Source organism: Paeniglutamicibacter sp. ORCA_105 (assembly GCF_045798545.1).
GTDB lineage: Bacteria > Actinomycetota > Actinomycetes > Actinomycetales > Micrococcaceae > Paeniglutamicibacter > Paeniglutamicibacter sulfureus.
On the sequence record NZ_JBIXLM010000044.1, the window covers coordinates 1 to 17,355 of the forward strand.

The following is a 17,355-nucleotide window of genomic DNA, read 5'->3' on the forward strand; positions in this document are numbered from 1 at the left end:
CGCGTCGGCCATGAAGCGGGAAACCAGCTTCACTTCCTCGTCGGTGTAGCTGGAAATGACCTCCATCATGCTCGCCGCCAGGGGCGCGAACATGGCACGCCCGTCGGCCTGCGCCTTCGGTGTCATCTTGATGCGGACCACGCGGCGGTCCTTGTCGATGCGCAGGCGCTCGATGTGGCCAACGCGCTCGAGCCGGTCCAGCATGGCGCTGGTGGCCGGTGAACTGAGTTGCAGGGTCCGCGAGAGGTCGCCCGGGGTCGGCGGGTTTCCTGCGCGTTCGAAGCGCATGATGACGGCCAGGGCGTTCATGTCCGTGCGGTGGGTCTTGTGCCGGGTTCCGGTCGATTCGACGTAGCGGTCCGATGCCTGACCGAACTGCTGAAGTAGCAGAACGAGTTCAAAGGCGGCGGCGGGATCCATGGGGACCATTCTATGCCGCAACTTGAAATAGTTCCATGGTGGAAATACTCTTTGATGGAGACGTAGCGGCATGTGGGTGCAAAGCCGCCCGAACAACGAGGGGTTGGATCGTGGGCAATCAAGACATGGAGGCCGGGACAGGCCCCGGCCGGCGGGGAATGAATCGCCGGCCCGGAACGGGCAAGGCCGTCTTCCGCGCGCTACTGGCCGTCGTGCTGGTCGCACTCTGGCTGGGCGTAGCCGGAGTGGGCGGGCCCACCTTCGGCAAACTCGGCGAAGTGCAGACCAACGACCAGGCGGCGTTCCTGCCCGCCACGGCCGAGGCGACCCGCGCCCTTGAATGGCAGTCGAAGTTCCGCACCTCCGACGCCATCCCAGCCGTGGTGGTGATCGCCGGGGAATCGGCCATCGACCAAGAGGAAATCAAGGCGCTGACCTCATCGCTGAAGGACCTGAACGGACTGGACGGCGACATTGTCGGTCCCTTCGCCTCCGAGGACGGACTTGCCGCCCAGTTGCTCGTTCCCCTGGATGGCAGCGGCGAGGTCGAGGATGCCGTCGAGACGCTACGGGCCGAGCTGGGCGAGCGGGTCCCCGATGGCACCCGTGCCTACGTCACCGGGCCGGCCGGCTTCAGCGCCGACCTCGTTGAGGCCTTCGGCGGGATCGACGGCGTCCTGCTGGGCGTGGCGCTGGGCGCGGTCTTCCTGATCCTGCTGCTGGTCTACCGCTCCGTCCTGTTGCCCCTCACGGTGCTCTTCACCGCAGTCGCCGCGCTCTGCGCAGCCATCCTGGCGGTGTACTTCATGGCCAAGGAAGGCTGGATCCGGTTGGACGGGCAAAGCCAGGGCATCCTCTCGATACTCGTCATCGGTGCGGCGACAGACTATTCCCTGCTGTTCGTGGCCAGGCACAGGGAAGCGCTGTCCGGCGGGAAGGATCGCTGGGACGCGGTGGCTACAGCGTGGAAGCGATCTGCGGAACCGATCCTGGCCTCCGGCGGCACCGTGACCGCGGGCCTGCTGTGCCTGCTCTTTTCCGACCTGAATTCCAACAAGGCACTGGGCCCGATCGGTGCCAGCGGCATCGTCTTCTCCATCGTCGCCGCGCTGACATTCCTCCCCGCCGCCTTGGCGCTGCTGGGCAGGAAGGCCTACTGGCCCTTCATGCCCAAGCCGGAGGTCCAGCTGGCCGCCGAGGAGTTGCCAGCCGGCCTGTGGGGACGCGTCGCCGGATTCGTCGGCCGCCATCCCCGACCCATCTGGGTGCTGACCGCGCTGGTGCTGGCCGCCGGGGCATTGGGCATGACCCAGCTGAAGGCCTCGGGTGTGCCGCAGAGCGAGCTGGTCCTGGGCCAGACCGATTCCCGCGACGGGCAAATCGTGCTGGGCGAACATTTCCCGGGTGGCACCGGGAGCCCCTTGTTTGCCATCGTCGATGAATCCAAGGCAAACGAATTGCTGGCCTCGGTGCAAGACGCCGACGGGGTGGCCTCGGCCTATCTCCAGGCAGCCGACGGCGGGCCGGCATTGGCCCAGGCCGGCAGGGAGCCGCAGCTGGTCGAGGGCCGCAGCCTGATGTCCATCACCCTGAACGACGCAGCGGATTCCGATGCCGCCAAGTCCACGCTGATCGACCTGCGTGAGATGCTCCACCAGGTGGACGCCGGCTCGCTGGTCGGCGGAACCACCGCAACGCTGGTTGACACCGCCACGACCGCCCAAGCGGACCTGTTCAAGATCATCCCGCTGATTCTCGGTGCCATCCTGATGATCCTGATGTTGCTGCTGCGATCGATCCTGGCCCCGGTGCTGTTGGTTGCCACGACCCTGCTGTCCTATGGGACGGCCATGGGCGTCTCCGCCTGGGTGTTCAACGGCGTCTTCGACTTCGTCGGGGCAGATCCCTCGGTTCCGCTCTTCGGCTTCGTGTTCCTGGTGGCGCTGGGAGTCGACTACAACATCTTCCTGATGACCCGGGTCAGGGAGGAATCCATGGTCCACGGGACGCGTTCGGGGGTCCTGCGCGGGCTGGCGGTCACCGGAGGAGTGATCACCTCCGCCGGCGTCGTGCTGGCCGCGACCTTCGCCGCCCTGGGCATCATCCCCATCATGTTCCTGGTCCAGCTCGGATTCATCGTGGCCTTCGGCGTCCTGCTTGACACCTTGGTCGTGCGGTCGCTGCTGGTTCCGGCGTTGGTCCGCGACATCGGCCCCAAGGTCTGGTGGCCGAGCAAGCTCGGAAGCACAAGGTAACGGATCTCTCGTTCGGCGACGGGCCGGGTACTGATAAGCTGGTTACTTGTAGATCGGTAAGGTGCAAGCACTCTGCTTGCCATCCGAGGGTCTATGCGTCGACAGACTGGATTTCCCGACCCGCCGCATGCTCCGTCTCCCCTTGCGGGAGCCGCTCGCGGCCGGTCGATGTGCGCCTAGCGCCATCTTGGTTCTCTCTTTTCTTCGGCGACCACGCGCGCCGAAACCGTCGTGCGAAGCTTTGAGAGAAAGTACCACGTGAGTCCTTCATTCACTTCCCTTGGCGTGCCCGCAACCTTTGCCGACGTCCTCGCGGCGCAGGGAATCGAAACCGCATTCCCCATCCAGGAAGCCACCCTTCCCACCACCCTGAACGGCGGCGACGTGCTCGGCCGCGGTCAGACCGGCTCGGGCAAGACCCTGGCCTTCTCCCTCCCGGTGGTTGCCCGACTGGCCGCCAACCCCAAGCCGCGCAAGGCCCGCTTCCCGCGCGCCCTGATCATGGCACCGACCCGCGAACTGGCCACCCAGATCGCCAAGGTCGTTGAGCCGCTGGCCAAGGCCGTGGACCTCCGCGTTGCCGTCGTCTTCGGCGGCGTTTCGCAGCTGCGCCAAGAAAAAGACCTGAACGCCGGCGTTGACATCCTCATCGCCTGCCCCGGACGCCTCGAGGACCTGCTCAAGCAGCGCGTCGCCGACCTCTCCCGCGTGGAAATCTCCGTGCTGGACGAGGCCGACCACATGGCCGACCTCGGCTTCCTTCCGGTCGTCAAGCGCATCCTGGACCAAGCCCCGCGCGGCATCCAGCACATGCTCTTCTCCGCCACCTTGGACAACGGCGTGGACAAGCTGGTCCAGCGCTACCTCGAGAACCCGACCGTGCACTCGGTCGATGCCCCGACCGCCGCGGTGAACACCATGGAGCACCACGTGTTCCTGGTGTCCAACGACGACAAGAAGGAACTGGTCCGCACCCTGGCCTCGGGTTCCGGGCGCCGCATCATGTTCATGCGCACCAAGCACCACGCCAAGAAGATGGCCGTCTGGCTGTCCAAGTGCGGCATCCCGACCGTTGACCTGCACGGCAACCTGAGCCAGAACGCCCGCGACCGCAACCTCGCCGCCTTCTCCGCAGGCGATGCCCGCGTGCTGGTTGCCACCGACGTCGCCGCCCGCGGCGTTCACGTCGACGGCGTTGAGCTCGTGGTCCACATTGACCCGCCGGCAGAGCACAAGGCCTACCTGCACCGCTCGGGCCGTACCGCCCGCGCCGGTTCGGACGGAACCGTTGTCACCATCGCCACCCCGGACCAGCAGGGCGACGTGAAGTCGCTGCTCAAGGCCGCAGGGCTGAAGGTGCCGATGGTCAAGGTGACCCCGAACGCCCAGGTTGTTTCCGACGTCGTCGGTGAGCGTGCCGAGACCGTTGCCTATGTTGCACCGCAGCTGCGCAGCACCGCCACTGTCCGCAAGGACACCCTGAACGACTCCGACGCAGCAGGCGGCCGTGGCCGTCGCCGCGGCGGTCGCGGCACCGCGAAGAGCGCCGGTGGCGAAGGCCAGCGCCGCGAGGAAAACCGCGGCGAGCGTCGCCCCGAGAGCCGTGGCGGCAACGCCCCGGCCGGACGCGGAGGCGAACGCCGCACCGAGAACCGCGGCGAGGGCCGTGGCTACGCTGCCGCCGGTGGCCGTGGCGGCAACGCCCCGGCCGGACGCGGAGGCGAACGCCGCACCGAGAACCGCACCGAGAACCGCGGCGAGGGCCGTGGCTACGCTGCTGCCGGTGGCCGTGGCGGCGACCGCCGCACCGACAACCGCTCCGACCGCCGTGTCGACGTGCGCCAGGACGACCGCGACGTGGCCCGTCGCGGCGCCGTCCCGAACCGCGGCTCGGCAGCTGCACGCAACAACGCTGGCCAGCGCCAGGGTTCCGGCGCCGGTTCCCGCCCGCGCAGCGGCAACACCATCGCCGACGCGCTAGGCGCCTCCAAGGTCGAAGCCGCAACCGGGGCAGGCCGTGGACGCGGTCCGCGCCGTGCCTCCTCGCCGGCCTCGAACGGCCGCAACTCCTAAGGCCTTTCCTGCCACCACGGGTGGTTGGGCTTGAGCCACCGGCTGGGTCCGGGTTCACAACGAAAGTTGCGAACCCGGACCCAGCCTTCGTTAAGGGGGGATGAAGGCCGTTTTTCGCTTCATCCCTTTGTCTGAATGCGGCGGGTCCGGGCTAGTGAGAGATCATCCTTTTGAGCATCGGGACCGGCAGGACGAACCAATAATCTAGAGGAAACAAAGCGCGGCGGGAGAGCACCGAAACGCATCACCCGTTTCGGAATGAAGCCCGCATGGCGACCCTTGCGACATTTGGAGAAGGCCTTGATTGAATCCCTGCAGCAGTTCACGTCCAGTTTCCCTCCTGCGCTGCAGTGGCTCGCCGTGATGCTGGTGGCAGCTGTTCCCTTCATTGAGTCCTACTTCGGCGCGGCACTCGGCGTTGTCATAGGCATCAACCCGGTGATTGCGATTTTTGCCGCAGTCGTGGGCAATGTGGCCTCCATGCTGCTGCTGGTCAATGGCGCGCACTTCGTGCGCCGAAAGGTGGCCAAGGAGAAAGAAGCACCGTCACTGAAGTACGCCAGGCTGCGCGCGGCCTTCGAGAAGTACGGCATTGCCGGCGTCAGCCTGTTGGGGCAGACAATCCTGCCAAGCCAAATCACCTCGGCGGCGCTGGTGTCCTTCGGCGCGGCCAAGGACAAGGTCATCTTCTGGCAAATCATTTCCATCATGCTCTGGGGGACCGCCTTCGGCCTTCTCGCCTACCTCGGCGTGGATCTGGTCCTGGGGAGCTAGCTGCCCGCCTGCCTTGACCGGGGCAGGACGACAAGGTCTCACCGGGTCCAAATCCTTGTCTGGACCCGGTCCCGGCGGCACGCCCGGTCAGGCTGAAGTGGGCCCGGCCGGCCGATCTCTGTCAGCGAACGGCTCTCACAGACAACTCATAGTTCCCCGGAATTCCGGGGAATTTTTCTTTTTTTCGGGCGTGGAAACCCGCCTTGGATACAAAGTTGAGTGATACCCACTCAACTTTGAATTGACATCATTTTGGTGGCGGGTAAACTTGAGTGCAGAACGCTCAACCGATCCAAATCGGCTGGACGTTGGTTCATTTCCCCAAGGTAAGAAGGAGCATCCCATGTCTCGTGCCGTAGGTATTGACCTCGGAACCACCAACTCCGTTGTATCCGTCCTCGAAGGTGGCGAGCCCACCGTCATCGCCAACGCCGAAGGCAACCGCACCACCCCGTCGGTCGTTGCCTTCGCCAAGAGCGGCGAGGTCTTGGTTGGCGACATTGCCAAGCGCCAGGCCGTGAACAACATCGATCGCACCATTGCCTCGGTCAAGCGCCACATGGGCACCGACTGGAATGTCTCGATCGACGACAAGAAGTACACCGCGCAGGAAATCTCCGCACGTACGCTGATGAAGCTGAAGACCGACGCCGAGTCCTACCTGGGCGAAAAGGTCACCGACGCTGTCATCACCGTCCCGGCCTACTTCAACGACGCCGAGCGCCAGGCCACCAAGGAAGCCGGCGAGATCGCGGGCCTGAACGTCCTGCGCATCGTCAACGAGCCGACCGCTGCAGCACTGGCCTACGGCCTGGACAAGGGCAAGGAAGACGAGCTCATCCTGGTCTTCGACCTCGGCGGCGGAACCTTCGACGTCTCCCTGCTGGAAGTCGGCAAGGACGAAGACGACTTCTCCACCATTCAGGTGCGCGCCACCTCCGGCGACAACCGCCTCGGCGGCGACGACTGGGACCAGCGTGTCGTTGACTGGCTGCTGGCCCAGGCCAAGCAGAAGGGTGCCGACCTGTCCAAGGACAAGATCGCCCTGCAGCGCCTGAAGGAAGCCGCGGAGCAGGCCAAGAAGGAACTCTCCTCGGCCACCTCCACCAACATCTCCCTGCAGTACCTCTCGGTCACCGCCGACGGTCCGGTCCACCTGGACGAGCACCTCTCCCGCGCCAAGTTCCAGGAACTGACCAACGATCTGCTCGAGCGCACCCGCAAGCCGTTCAAGGACGTTATCGCCGAAGCCGGCGTGAAGGTCTCCGAGATCGCCCACGTGATCCTCGTTGGCGGCTCGACCCGCATGCCCGCAGTCGTTGACCTGGTCAAGGAACTGGCCGGCAAGGACGCCAACAAGGGCGTGAACCCGGATGAGGTCGTCGCCGTTGGCGCCGCACTTCAGGCCGGCGTGCTGAAGGGCGAGCGCAAGGACGTTCTGCTCATCGACGTCACCCCGCTGTCCCTGGGTATCGAGACCAAGGGCGGTGTGATGACCAAGCTGATCGAGCGCAACACCGCGATCCCGACCAAGCGTTCGGAGACCTTCACGACCGCCGAGGACAACCAGCCTTCGGTTTCCATCCAGGTCTTCCAGGGCGAGCGCGAGTTCACCCGTGACAACAAGCCGCTGGGCACCTTCGAGCTGACCGGCATCGCTCCGGCACCGCGCGGCATCCCGCAGGTCGAGGTCACCTTCGACATCGACGCCAACGGCATCGTCCACGTCTCGGCCAAGGACAAGGGCACCGGAGTCGAGCAGTCGATGACCATCACCGGCGGCACCGCGCTGTCCAAGGACGACATCGAGCGCATGGTCCGCGAAGCCGAGGAGCACGCCTCCGAGGACAAGACCCGTCGCGAGGCAGCCGAGACCCGCAACGCGGCCGAGCAGGCAGCCTACTCCGTTGACAAGCTCATCAAGGACAACGAGGACAAGCTGCCCGAAGAGGTCAAGACCGAGGTCCAGGCCGACGTCGACGCCTTGAAGGCGGCCCTTGAGAAGCAGGACAACGACGACGAGGTCAAGACCGCGTTCGAGAAGCTGCAGGCTTCGCAGACCAAGCTGGGCGAGGCCATCTACTCGCAGGCACAGAGCGAAGGCGCAGCAGCCGACGACGCCGAGGCACCGAACGCCGAGGAAGACATCGTTGACGCCGAGGTCATCGACGAAGACGACGAAAACGTCAAGAAGTAAAGGGGCGCATCGACCATGTCAGAGGAAAATCACGACGAGGCCACCTCACACGAAGAGGTCACTCCCGTTGACGAAGCCCATGACTCGGGCGACGCGTTGAGCCAGGCAGAAGCCATCCTCAATGAGGCCGGCGGCGAGGCCGGGGATCAAACCCCGGTCGGCGACAAGGAAGCCGAATTGCGCGAGGACCTGTTGCGCCTGCAGGCCGAATACGTCAACTACCGCAAGCGCGTAGAGCGCGACCGGGACGTGGCACGCGAAAACGCCGTGCAGTCGGTCTTCACCAACCTGTTGCCGGTACTCGACGACATCGACGCGGCTCGCCTGCACGGGGACCTGGTCGACGGGCCGTTCGCTTCGATCGCCAACAAGCTCGACGCGGTGCTCGAGGGCCTCGGCCTGGAGCGTATCGCCGAGGCCGGAGTGGCGTTCGACCCGAACGTCCACGAGGCGCTGATCCAGCAGCCGCATGCCGAGATCTCGGCGGACCATGTGGCGCAGGTGCTGCGCCCCGGGTTCAAGAAGGGTGACCGCATCCTTCGCGCAGCCCAGGTGATCGTCTCCCTCGGGGAGTAGGCACCAACACGCGGCACCTGCAGCAATGCGGGTGCCGCACCCCCCCCACCAAGGTGCGGCGGCTCGCAATGGTTCCAGAGATGGAACCGGCGATCCGCCGCATACTTGGTGGATCCAACATCACGGATTTCTCCCTGTCACGATTGAGCGGCGGGTGAGCCACAAGGATTTTTACAGCAAAGGAGGCGCCCAGTGGCAAGCCAGGACTGGGTCGACAAGGATTTTTACACGATTCTTGGCGTCTCCAAGGACGCCAGCGACGCGGACATCAAAAAGGCATACCGGAAGATGGCGCGGAAATACCATCCGGACACCAACTCCGGGGATGCCGAGTCCGAACGACGGTTCAAGGACATCACCGAAGCCCATTCGGTGCTTTCTGATCCCGAGGACCGCCAGCAGTACGACGCCATCCGTGCCATGGGCTCGGGGGCGCGATTCAGCGCAGGCGGCCACGGCGGGGCACCGGGCAACGGCGGCTTCGAGGATGTCTTCTCCAACCTCTTCAACAGCGGGGGCGGGGGCGGCCGACGCGGCGGCGGGGGCGGCCGACGCGGCGGCGGCCAAGTCCCACCCGATTTTGCCGACCTCTTTGGCGGCGGCGGCGGAGGGTTTGGCGGCTTCGGACAACAGGCACCTCGCAAGGGTGCCGACCGAACTGCAAGCACCACGATCTCCTTTGCCGGTTCCATGAAGGGAACCACCATCGGCCTGCGCGAGGCCAATGGCGAGGTCATCGACGTGCGGATTCCAGCCGGGATCAAGGACGGGCAATCGGTCCGAGTCCGCGGCAAGGGTTCACCCGGCTCCGCCGGTGCCGGCGACCTGATCGTCAAGGTCACCGTCAAGCCGCACCCGGTCTTTATCCGCGAAGACAACAACATCCGGATCCACGTGCCGGTGACCTTCGACGAGGCCGCCCTGGGCGGGCAGATCGAGATTCCCACGCTGAGCGGCGAAACCGTCAAGCTAAAGGTTCCGGCCGGCTCTTCGAATGGCCGCACCTTGCGCCTGAAGGGGCGCGGGGTGAACACCTCCAAGATCACGGGCGACCTGCTGGTCACCCTGGATGTGGTGGTTCCGCAGAACCTCTCCAAGGAGGCCAAGGCGGCCGTCGAGGCCTTCGCCGAGGCCACCAAGGCGGAGAACCCACGCGAGAGCCTGCTCTCGCGTGCAGTTCTCTAGTTATCGATCGCCCCGTGCCGCCCCACAGCGGCACGGGGCGCTTCGCAATACCAGGAAATTGGCTACGGTGAATGAGAATGATTGAAAGGCAGGGATCGTGGGCAATGACAGACTAAGGCCGATCTTCGTCATTTCTGTGGCGGCCGACCTGGCCGACATGCACCCCCAGACGCTGCGCCAGTACGACCGGCTGGGACTGGTTTCGCCCTCCCGCCAAGGCGGCAAGCAGCGCAGGTACTCCGAACACGATGTGGACTTGCTGCGGGAAATCCAGCGGCTCTCCAAGGACGGAGTGTCCTTGGAGGGCATCAAGCGCATCATGGCCCTGGAAAACCAGGTTGCCGCACTGCGATCGCGGGTCGGTGAACTCAGCAACGAGGTCTTCGCCCTGCGCAGCGCCCACCAGGCGTCCGGACTCGGACGCGTCTTTGCCGCCGGCAGCACCGGCGACGTGGTGTCGCTGGCGCGGGGCCAAAGGCCGCGCGGCCGCAGCCAGGCCGTGGTGGTGTGGAAGCCGCGGGGCAAGCAGCTTCCGTGAACGGTAGCGAGGATGCGCCACTGACTTCGGGTGGGGGCTATGCGCGGCTGTCCGCCGCTGCCCACGACCGGTTCGAGGCGTTGTGTGCGATCCGGGGGAGGCTGGGCACGGCCCATCGCCAGGGCCTGGACGGCACCGCCCATGCCTTGCGCCAGGGGTCCATGGACCCGGCCATTCCGTCCCGCCACCTGCTGTACCTTGATCTCTCCGCCAGGGAACCACTCGCGGCCGTCGCCGTGGGCGACCTGGACACCGCCACCCACGTCACCTTCCAGCTCTCGGGGACCGGGATCCGGGCACGCAGCGCCTTGTGGGGCAGCGTGCGGGAGGCCGGGCAGTTGTACCTGGAACAACAAAAGGTAGGGGTCGCCGAACCCGCGGTCGTGGCCTGGCTTGGATATCGAACACCGAACTTGGCCGGCGCACTGCTGAATGCCGCGGCGCGGCGCGGCCTGCAACGGCTGGGCCAGGACCTGGCTACTTTCGTCCGGCTGCGTCCCGACAAGCCGCACTTGGCCGTGGAGGCACACTCCTATGCGGCGACCCTTGCGGCACAGGTGCTGGACGCGCAATCCGGGGGCGGGCTTGGGGCCCAGGCGCTGGCCATGATCGGTTCGGCCGGGATTCCCCGGCACTTTTCGCGGGAGCCGGGCCGGCTCAACGTCCCATCGGCCAACATCTACGAGGCGATCGCCGAAAGGGACTACCTGGCATGGCTGGGACGCACCCTTTCGGGTCGCAAATTGCTTGCTGGCCATGAATTCAACGTCGGACCGAAGCCGGGGCTGGGGTTGCACGCGGCCAAGGGCCACAATACCTCCCAATACCGGGAAGACAAGCCGTCCTCGACGAGGGGTTACCGGGATCCCGACACGCTTTCGCTGCGGAACCTGGCGCTGATCACCACCGGACAGGCACCCCTGCCTTAAAGACGGGAGGGCGGTGCAGGGCCCAAACCCCGCACCGCCCGGCATGGCGCTGGTCCTAAAGATCCTTGCGGTATGCCAGGTCGAAGATCAGCCGACCGGCCTTCAACGCCTTGCCCTCGAAGCTGGTCAGCGTGCGGCCCTCAAAGCGCGGGGCCCAGCCACCGCGCCCATCCGTGAAGCCGGGATCCTGGTCCTCGTTTTCCAGGCCGAGGCGCCGGACCCTGGTGAGGTTGCTGTCTTCGCCGGACAGCTCGCCCGGGTGGAGGTTGGTGAATGCAGGGGCGGCGTCGAAGACATCCCGTATCTGCTCGGCATAGTTGGACCAGTCGGTCGCAAGACGGACAACGCCTCCGGGAACCAGGACACGTTCGAGCTTCTGGACGAAGGTGTCCTTGATGAGCCGGCGCTTGTGGTGGCGGATCTTGTGCCACGGATCGGAGAAGAACACCCAGATCTCGTCGGCCGAGGCTGCCGGGAGCATGGAGTCCAGGACCTCCGGGGCGTTGGCCTGCACCGCACGCACGTTTGTCAGTTCGTTGTTTTCCACCCGGACCATGAGCGCAGCCAGTCCGGGGCGGTAGACCTCCACTGCCAGGAAGTCCTTGTCGCGGTTCTCACTGGCGGCAAATGCCATGGCCTCGCCCAGACCCGAACCGATCTCGACAATGAGCGGTGCCGTACGGCCGTAGAGGGCCTGCTGGTCGAATTCGTAGCCTTCGGCCACTGACGTGTCGGCCTGGTTGCGGGGTGGCTCGATGATGTATTTTTGCGCAGTGCGTTCCCAGGCATCGGCGCGGCGCCCGTGCAAGCGGCTGCCGCGGCGGACAAACGACACTGGTTCGGTTTGGTAAAAGCTGAGGTCGTCGACGGCGCGGCCGCTGACCGGCGCCTTGCGTTCTGGGGGAATGCTCATGTAGTTAAGGGTAGCGAACTTCAGTCTCCCACTTTCCCCGGACTTCCCCTGGTCGGGCTTCGCCCGCCGCGGCGCGGGCATAGGTCTCACCGGCACCAAGCCCCGCGGGGCCCATGAGCTCGGTGACGGCGACAAAGGCATACTCCTTGACGCGCAAGCGGGAAAGGATCCTCGGTACGGCGGCGGTGTTGCGGTGTTTCCAGCCCAACGTGTCGACATCCAAAAGGACCCCGGGGGCGCCCGCGTGCCTGTCGCTGATGGAATGGCGCACACCGCAAGGTGGGCGCAGCAACGTCGTGGATTGGCCGACGGCCTGCGAAATCACGTCATAGGTGCGGTCAATCTCACGTCGGATTCGGGACGAGCGCAGCGAAGTATGCGAGTGACGGTTCCACCCATGGCTTTCGATCTCGTGGCCTCTGCCACCTTGCACTGCAGCGTGTCAGGGCGGAGCCTGGCGTACGGCCCGGTGGCACGGGACGCGGTGAACGCATTGCCGTCGCCCCCGGGGGTCGAGCACCAGCCCGGTCTTGGATCCGTGTCCGTAGTCGACGCAGGCGGCTTCCAACAATCTCCCACGCGTGGCCCGTGACTATCGAATAACCAGGGGGCTTCCTTCCGGATCGTTGGAAAGCGTCACCGAACAATGGGGGATGGCTCAGGGTGTTACCCCATGGTGTGCCCCGGCCTCCAGGGAGAGACTTGAAACATGCGAAACACTCTTTCCGTGATCCTGAACATCATCTGGCTCGTTTTCGGCGGCATCTGGCTGGCGCTGGGCTACGTCCTGGCCGGGATCATTTGCTGCCTGCTCATCGTGACGATTCCCTTTGGCATCGCTTCCTTCCGCATCGCCCTGTACGCGCTGTGGCCCTTCGGGCGCACCGTGGTGGACCGCGGCCAAGTAGGTGCATTTTCAACCATTGGAAATGTCATCTGGGTGCTGGTCGCCGGAATCTGGATCGCCATCGGGCACGTCGTGACCGCCATCCCCATGTTCGTGAGCATCGTCGGCATTCCGTTGGGTCTCGCGAATCTGAAGATGATCCCGATATCCCTCATGCCCCTGGGCAAGGAAATCGTTCCGAGCGCCCGATACATGCCGATGTCCCGCTGAGGCCCGCGACCGCCGTATGGCGGGGGAATGGAATATCAAACTTCAACGACGGATATCGGCGCCGCCCCTTGTATCTCGAAGAAGCGATTTCTAGTCTGTGGTTGTGAGAAGCAACGCCAACTGTCGACTGGATGAGGCCAAGACCGATGAAAGACCTGATTAACTGCCTGTGGTTCGATGGACAAGGGCTGGAAGCGGCCCGGTTCTACACCGGCATTTTCCCGAATTCCCGGATCGTTTCACAACTCGACATGGACACGCAGGGGAATCCGGTGAACGAGCCGCTGACAGTCGAATTCAATCTCGATGGACGCCCCTTCGTTGCACTAAACGGTGGCCCGCTCTTCAAGTTCAACGAAGCCATTTCCTTCCAAATCATGTGCGAGGACCAGACCGAGGTCGACTACTTCTGGGACAAGCTCACCGACGGTGGGGAAGAAAGCCAGTGCGGTTGGCTCAAGGACCGCTTTGGCATGTCCTGGCAGGTCGTCCCGGTTCGCATGGTCGAGTTGCTCAGCGACCCGGATCCGGAGGTCGCCCGAAGGGTGGTCGAAGCGTTCATGCCCATGAGGAAACTCGATATCGCGGTTCTGGAGGCCGCTGCCAAGGGATAAGTGGACGGCTGACCCTTCAGGTGCCGCTGCGCGTGCGCCGGGTGCAGCCGAGGCGCTCCTCTGCGTTATTGCGACCGTGGGCCCAGAGGCACGGGCGTCTTGAACAGGTCCGCGTTTTATCCGGCACGGGCACCTTGCCCTGGGCGTGCCGACGCACTTCCTACCCTGTCCGCATCTTCGGTGGCGGACCGGGGGTATCCGACCGACTGGGCATGGCCGGCCCCCACCGGATAGCGCGACGCCGGCCGTGCCCTTCGGAAGTCTCGTGGATCCCGGCAAAAAGTAGCGGGTAACCGAAGACGTTCGTCCATTGCGTTGGTAATGTGAGCAGCAGTCGGGGGGACTAACTCAGCTGCACCGCAACCAAGGGGGAACAATGACCCAGCTCGATCCAGCCTACGCGGGGACGTGGCGATTCGATCCAGGCCACACTCGTATCGGCTTCAACGCCCGCCACGCGATGGTGACGAAGGTGCGGGGTGCCTTCAACGAAGTCGAGGGAACCATTCATGTCGACGTGGAGGATGTCGGCAAGAGCACTGTCGAGATGTCGGTGAAGGTGGCCAGTGTCGACACGCGTAACGCGGACCGCGACCAGCACCTGCGGACCAACGACTTCTTCGATGCTCCGAAATACCCCAAAATCGTCTTCCGGTCCACGCGCATCGACCAGGTGGACGAGAACAGCTTCATCGTCAACGGCGAACTGACCATCAAGGAGACCACACGCGAGATTGCCGTCCCCATGGAATTCACCGGGGTTGAGACCGACCCGTTCGGCAACCTCCGTGCGGGCTTTGAGGGCAGCCGCCGCATTGACCGCCGCGAGTACGGCGTGAGTTGGAACAAGGTGCTCGATTCAGGGGGCGTCCTGGTGTCCGAACGAGTGCTGCTTGAGTTCGAGGTCTCGGCGATCAAGGAAGCTTAGGGCGAGTCGGCGCGCGACGGTGCCGGCCCCTGCCTGACCGAACGTCGGCACCCCTTCGGGGGTAGCCGACGTTTCGGCGTTTGGGCAGGAATATTCTTCAGTTGCCCAGAGTTGAGTGATGTAGACTCAAGTTTGAGTGATCAACCAACAACGAAGGGATGAGCATGGACACGAAGTTGACGACCAAGAGTCAGGAAGCCCTTTCCGCTTCGGGAATGAACGCCTCCACGGCGGGAAACCCACAGGTGGAGCCCGCGCACTTGCTCAAGGCGCTTGTTGACCAGCGCGAATCGGTGGCCGTGGCATTGCTGAAAGCCGCCGGGATCGACCCGGACCAGGTTTCGGTCCAGGCCAGTGCCGCCATTAAGGCCTTGCCCACTTCATCCGGGAACAGCGTGGCCCAGGCCCAGTACTCACGAGGCATCCTGCAAGCCATCACCGCCGCCCAGCAAGCCGCGGCGGCCATGGGTGACGAATACGTCTCCACCGAGCATCTGCTGCTGGGCCTGAGCGAAGACGCCGGCGCCGCCGGCAAGGCCCTGCGCGAGTCCGGGGCCACGCGGAAGGCCCTTGACAGCGCCCTGCCCTCGATCCGCGGAGACCGCAAGGTCAACAACCCCGATCCCGAAAACACCTTCCAGGCACTGGAGAAGTTCGGCACCGACATGACGGCCATTGCCCGTTCGGGCAAGCTTGATCCGGTGATCGGGCGCGACACCGAGATCCGCCGCCTCGTGCAGGTGCTTTCGCGTCGCACCAAGAACAACCCGGTGCTCATCGGGGAACCCGGGGTGGGCAAGACCGCAGTGGTCGAAGGCCTGGCCCAGCGCATGGTTGCCGGGGACGTTCCCGAGTCGCTGCGCGGCAAGTCGCTGATTTCCCTGGACCTCGGCGCCATGGTGGCCGGGGCGAAGTACCGCGGCGAATTCGAGGAACGCCTCAAGGCCGTCCTCGAAGAGATCAAAGCCTCCGACGGGCAGATCGTCACGTTCATCGACGAGATCCACACCGTTGTGGGGGCAGGGGCATCCGAGGGTGCCATGGATGCCGGCAACATGCTCAAGCCCATGCTTGCCCGCGGAGAGTTGCGCCTAATTGGCGCCACGACGCTCGACGAGTATCGCCAGAACATCGAGAAGGACCCGGCCCTCGAACGCCGCTTCGCGCAGGTATACGTGGGGGAGCCGAGCGTCAATGACACCATTGCCATCCTGCGCGGGCTCAAGGAGCGCTACGAGGCGCACCACAAGGTCACGATCGCAGACTCGGCGCTGGTGGCCGCGGCGGGCCTCTCGGACCGCTACATCGCCGGGCGCCAGCTTCCGGACAAGGCCATCGACCTGGTCGACGAGGCGGCCAGCCGGCTGCGCATGGAGATCGACTCGGCCCCGGAGGAGATCGACCAGCTGCGTCGGTCGGTGGATCGCCTGACCATGGAGGAGCTGGCCCTCTCGGGGGAAACCGATCCCGGATCCCGCGAACGGCTCGAGGCGTTGCGCGCCGACATGGCGGACAAGAAGGAAGAGCTCGATGCGCTCAACGCGCGCTGGGAGGCGGAGAAGGCAGGCCTGAACCGGGTCGGCGACCTAAAGGTGCGCCTGGACGAGCTGCGCTCGCGCGCCGAGAAGATGCAGCGGGAGGGCGACCTGGAGGGTGCATCGCGACTGCTCTATGGGGAGATCCCCGCGCTGGAAAAGGACATGGACGATGCTGCACGCGCGGAGGCCTCCGGCGGCGACCAGGAATTGATGGTGGCCGATGAGGTCACCGCCGACGACATTGCCGAGGTCATCTCCGCGTGGACAGGCATCCCGGCGGGCCGCATGCTGCAGGGCGAAGGCCAGAAGCTGCTGCACATGGAGGATTTCCTTGGCCACCGGCTAATCGGCCAGCAGAAGGCTGTCGTCTCGGTGTCCGACGCGGTGCGCCGTGCCCGGGCCGGGATCTCCGACCCCGACCGTCCGACCGGCTCGTTCCTGTTCCTTGGCCCCACGGGCGTGGGCAAGACCGAATTGGCCAAGGCGCTGGCCGACTTCCTCTTCGACGACGAACGCGCCATGGTGCGCATCGACATGAGCGAGTATTCGGAGAAGCACGCGGTCGCACGGCTTGTCGGCGCCCCTCCGGGATACGTCGGCTACGAGGAAGGCGGCCAGCTCACCGAGGCGGTGCGCCGGCGGCCCTACTCAGTGGTGCTGCTCGACGAGGTCGAGAAGGCCCACCCCGAGGCCTTCGACATCCTGCTGCAGGTCCTGGACGACGGGCGCCTCACCGACGGGCAGGGACGCACGGTCGATTTCCGCAACGTCATCCTGATCATGACCTCGAACCTCGGTTCGCAGTTCATGGTCGACCAGACGTTGCCCGAGGACGCCAAGCGGACGGCCGTGATGAACCTGGTCAACTCCTCGTTCAAGCCCGAGTTCCTGAACCGGCTGGATGACGTGATCATGTTCGACCCGCTCTCGCTGGAGGAATTGGGTTCGATTGTGGCCCTGCAGGTCGACACCCTGGGCCGGCGTCTCGCCGGACGGCGCCTGCAGCTCGAGGTGGACAACGAGGCCCGTGACTGGCTGGCCCTGACCGGCTTCGATCCCGCCTTCGGCGCCCGGCCACTGCGTCGGCTTGTACAGCGCGAAATCGGGGACAGGCTGGCCCGCGAATTGCTGGCCGGAAGCATCCAGGACGGCGACACCGTCGTGGTCGGCGTCAACGAGTCCGCAGATGGGCTCACAGTGTCCTCGCGCCGAGGATAACTGCCGACCGCATCACGCCGGTGCCCGGGAGTGGCTGTGGCCACCCGAGGCACCGGCGAGAATTTTTTCAGGCCCGGGGG

Annotated in this window: 15 protein-coding genes and 1 pseudogene; 12 read left to right on the plus strand and 4 right to left on the minus strand. The window is 65.1% G+C overall.

The genetic code is table 11. From position 1 onward, the window contains the following. Positions 1-420: MarR family winged helix-turn-helix transcriptional regulator (locus ACIPUB_RS17115; protein ID WP_407608475.1), on the minus strand; the 420-nt coding region annotated here is incomplete at its 3' end. 158 nt (positions 421-578) lie between these two features. On the opposite strand from ACIPUB_RS17115, the gene ACIPUB_RS17120 reads away from it, so the two are divergent. The 8 genes from ACIPUB_RS17120 to ACIPUB_RS17155 all read left to right on the plus strand — a co-directional run bounded on the left by ACIPUB_RS17120 (position 579) and on the right by ACIPUB_RS17155 (position 10,947). Next, a complete protein-coding gene (locus ACIPUB_RS17120; RefSeq protein ID WP_407608499.1) occupies positions 579-2,675 on the plus strand; it encodes an MMPL family transporter in 2,097 nt (698 codons plus the stop codon). 258 nt (positions 2,676-2,933) lie between these two features. After that, positions 2,934-4,748, plus strand: a complete 1,815-nt coding sequence (locus ACIPUB_RS17125) for a DEAD/DEAH box helicase (RefSeq protein WP_407608476.1) — start codon at positions 2,934-2,936, stop codon at positions 4,746-4,748. A gap of 300 nt (positions 4,749-5,048) precedes the next feature. Then, positions 5,049-5,522: a hypothetical protein gene (locus tag ACIPUB_RS17130; RefSeq protein ID WP_264270379.1), complete on the plus strand. Its 474-nt coding sequence runs from the start codon at positions 5,049-5,051 to the stop codon at positions 5,520-5,522. A 343-nt stretch (positions 5,523-5,865) separates the two neighbouring features. Beyond that, positions 5,866-7,719, plus strand: coding sequence for a molecular chaperone DnaK (dnaK, locus tag ACIPUB_RS17135; protein ID WP_407608477.1), 1,854 nt, complete (start codon positions 5,866-5,868; stop codon positions 7,717-7,719). Between the two features lie 15 nt (positions 7,720-7,734). Then, positions 7,735-8,295, plus strand: a complete 561-nt coding sequence (locus ACIPUB_RS17140) for a nucleotide exchange factor GrpE (RefSeq protein ID WP_407608478.1) — start codon at positions 7,735-7,737, stop codon at positions 8,293-8,295. Between the two features lie 192 nt (positions 8,296-8,487). Then, complete coding sequence (locus ACIPUB_RS17145; protein WP_407608479.1) at positions 8,488-9,480, plus strand: DnaJ C-terminal domain-containing protein; 993 nt, start codon at positions 8,488-8,490, stop codon at positions 9,478-9,480. A gap of 97 nt (positions 9,481-9,577) precedes the next feature. Continuing rightward, the gene (locus tag ACIPUB_RS17150) at positions 9,578-10,018 is read left to right on the plus strand and encodes a heat shock protein transcriptional repressor HspR (RefSeq protein ID WP_407608480.1); all 441 of its coding nucleotides are present in this window, start codon (positions 9,578-9,580) and stop codon (positions 10,016-10,018) included. Beyond that, positions 10,015-10,947, plus strand: coding sequence for an alpha/beta hydrolase (locus ACIPUB_RS17155; RefSeq protein ID WP_407608481.1), 933 nt, complete (start codon positions 10,015-10,017; stop codon positions 10,945-10,947). Before ACIPUB_RS17150 ends, ACIPUB_RS17155 begins: the two co-directional genes overlap by 4 nt. Positions 10,948-11,002: 55 nt before the next feature. Here the strand turns inward: ACIPUB_RS17155 and trmB are convergent, their stop codons facing one another. The 3 genes and pseudogenes from trmB to ACIPUB_RS17170 all read right to left on the minus strand — a co-directional run. Then, the gene (trmB, locus tag ACIPUB_RS17160; protein WP_407608482.1) at positions 11,003-11,860 is read right to left on the minus strand and encodes a tRNA (guanosine(46)-N7)-methyltransferase TrmB; all 858 of its coding nucleotides are present in this window, start codon (positions 11,858-11,860) and stop codon (positions 11,003-11,005) included. Between the two features lie 4 nt (positions 11,861-11,864). Beyond that, the gene (locus ACIPUB_RS17165) at positions 11,865-12,131 is read right to left on the minus strand and encodes a hypothetical protein (protein WP_407608500.1); all 267 of its coding nucleotides are present in this window, start codon (positions 12,129-12,131) and stop codon (positions 11,865-11,867) included. 6 nt (positions 12,132-12,137) lie between these two features. After that, positions 12,138-12,293, minus strand: a pseudogene (locus ACIPUB_RS17170) (polysaccharide deacetylase family protein); the annotation flags it as partial. A gap of 276 nt (positions 12,294-12,569) precedes the next feature. Between ACIPUB_RS17170 and ACIPUB_RS17175 the strand changes: the two are divergent. From ACIPUB_RS17175 to clpB, 4 genes are all read left to right on the plus strand, one after another. Then, positions 12,570-12,977 carry a YccF domain-containing protein gene (locus ACIPUB_RS17175; RefSeq protein ID WP_264270385.1) on the plus strand — a complete coding sequence of 136 codons (408 nt, stop codon included), beginning with the start codon at positions 12,570-12,572 and terminating at the stop codon, positions 12,975-12,977. A gap of 146 nt (positions 12,978-13,123) precedes the next feature. After that, entirely contained in the window at positions 13,124-13,591 is a 468-nt protein-coding gene (locus ACIPUB_RS17180; RefSeq protein WP_302264927.1) for a VOC family protein, read from the plus strand. A gap of 376 nt (positions 13,592-13,967) precedes the next feature. Then, positions 13,968-14,519 (plus strand): YceI family protein, encoded by a 552-nt coding sequence (locus ACIPUB_RS17185; protein ID WP_407608483.1) that lies wholly within the window; start codon positions 13,968-13,970, stop codon positions 14,517-14,519. Between the two features lie 164 nt (positions 14,520-14,683). Next, the gene (clpB, locus tag ACIPUB_RS17190) at positions 14,684-17,275 is read left to right on the plus strand and encodes an ATP-dependent chaperone ClpB (protein WP_407608484.1); all 2,592 of its coding nucleotides are present in this window, start codon (positions 14,684-14,686) and stop codon (positions 17,273-17,275) included. Positions 17,276-17,355 lie beyond the last annotated feature (80 nt).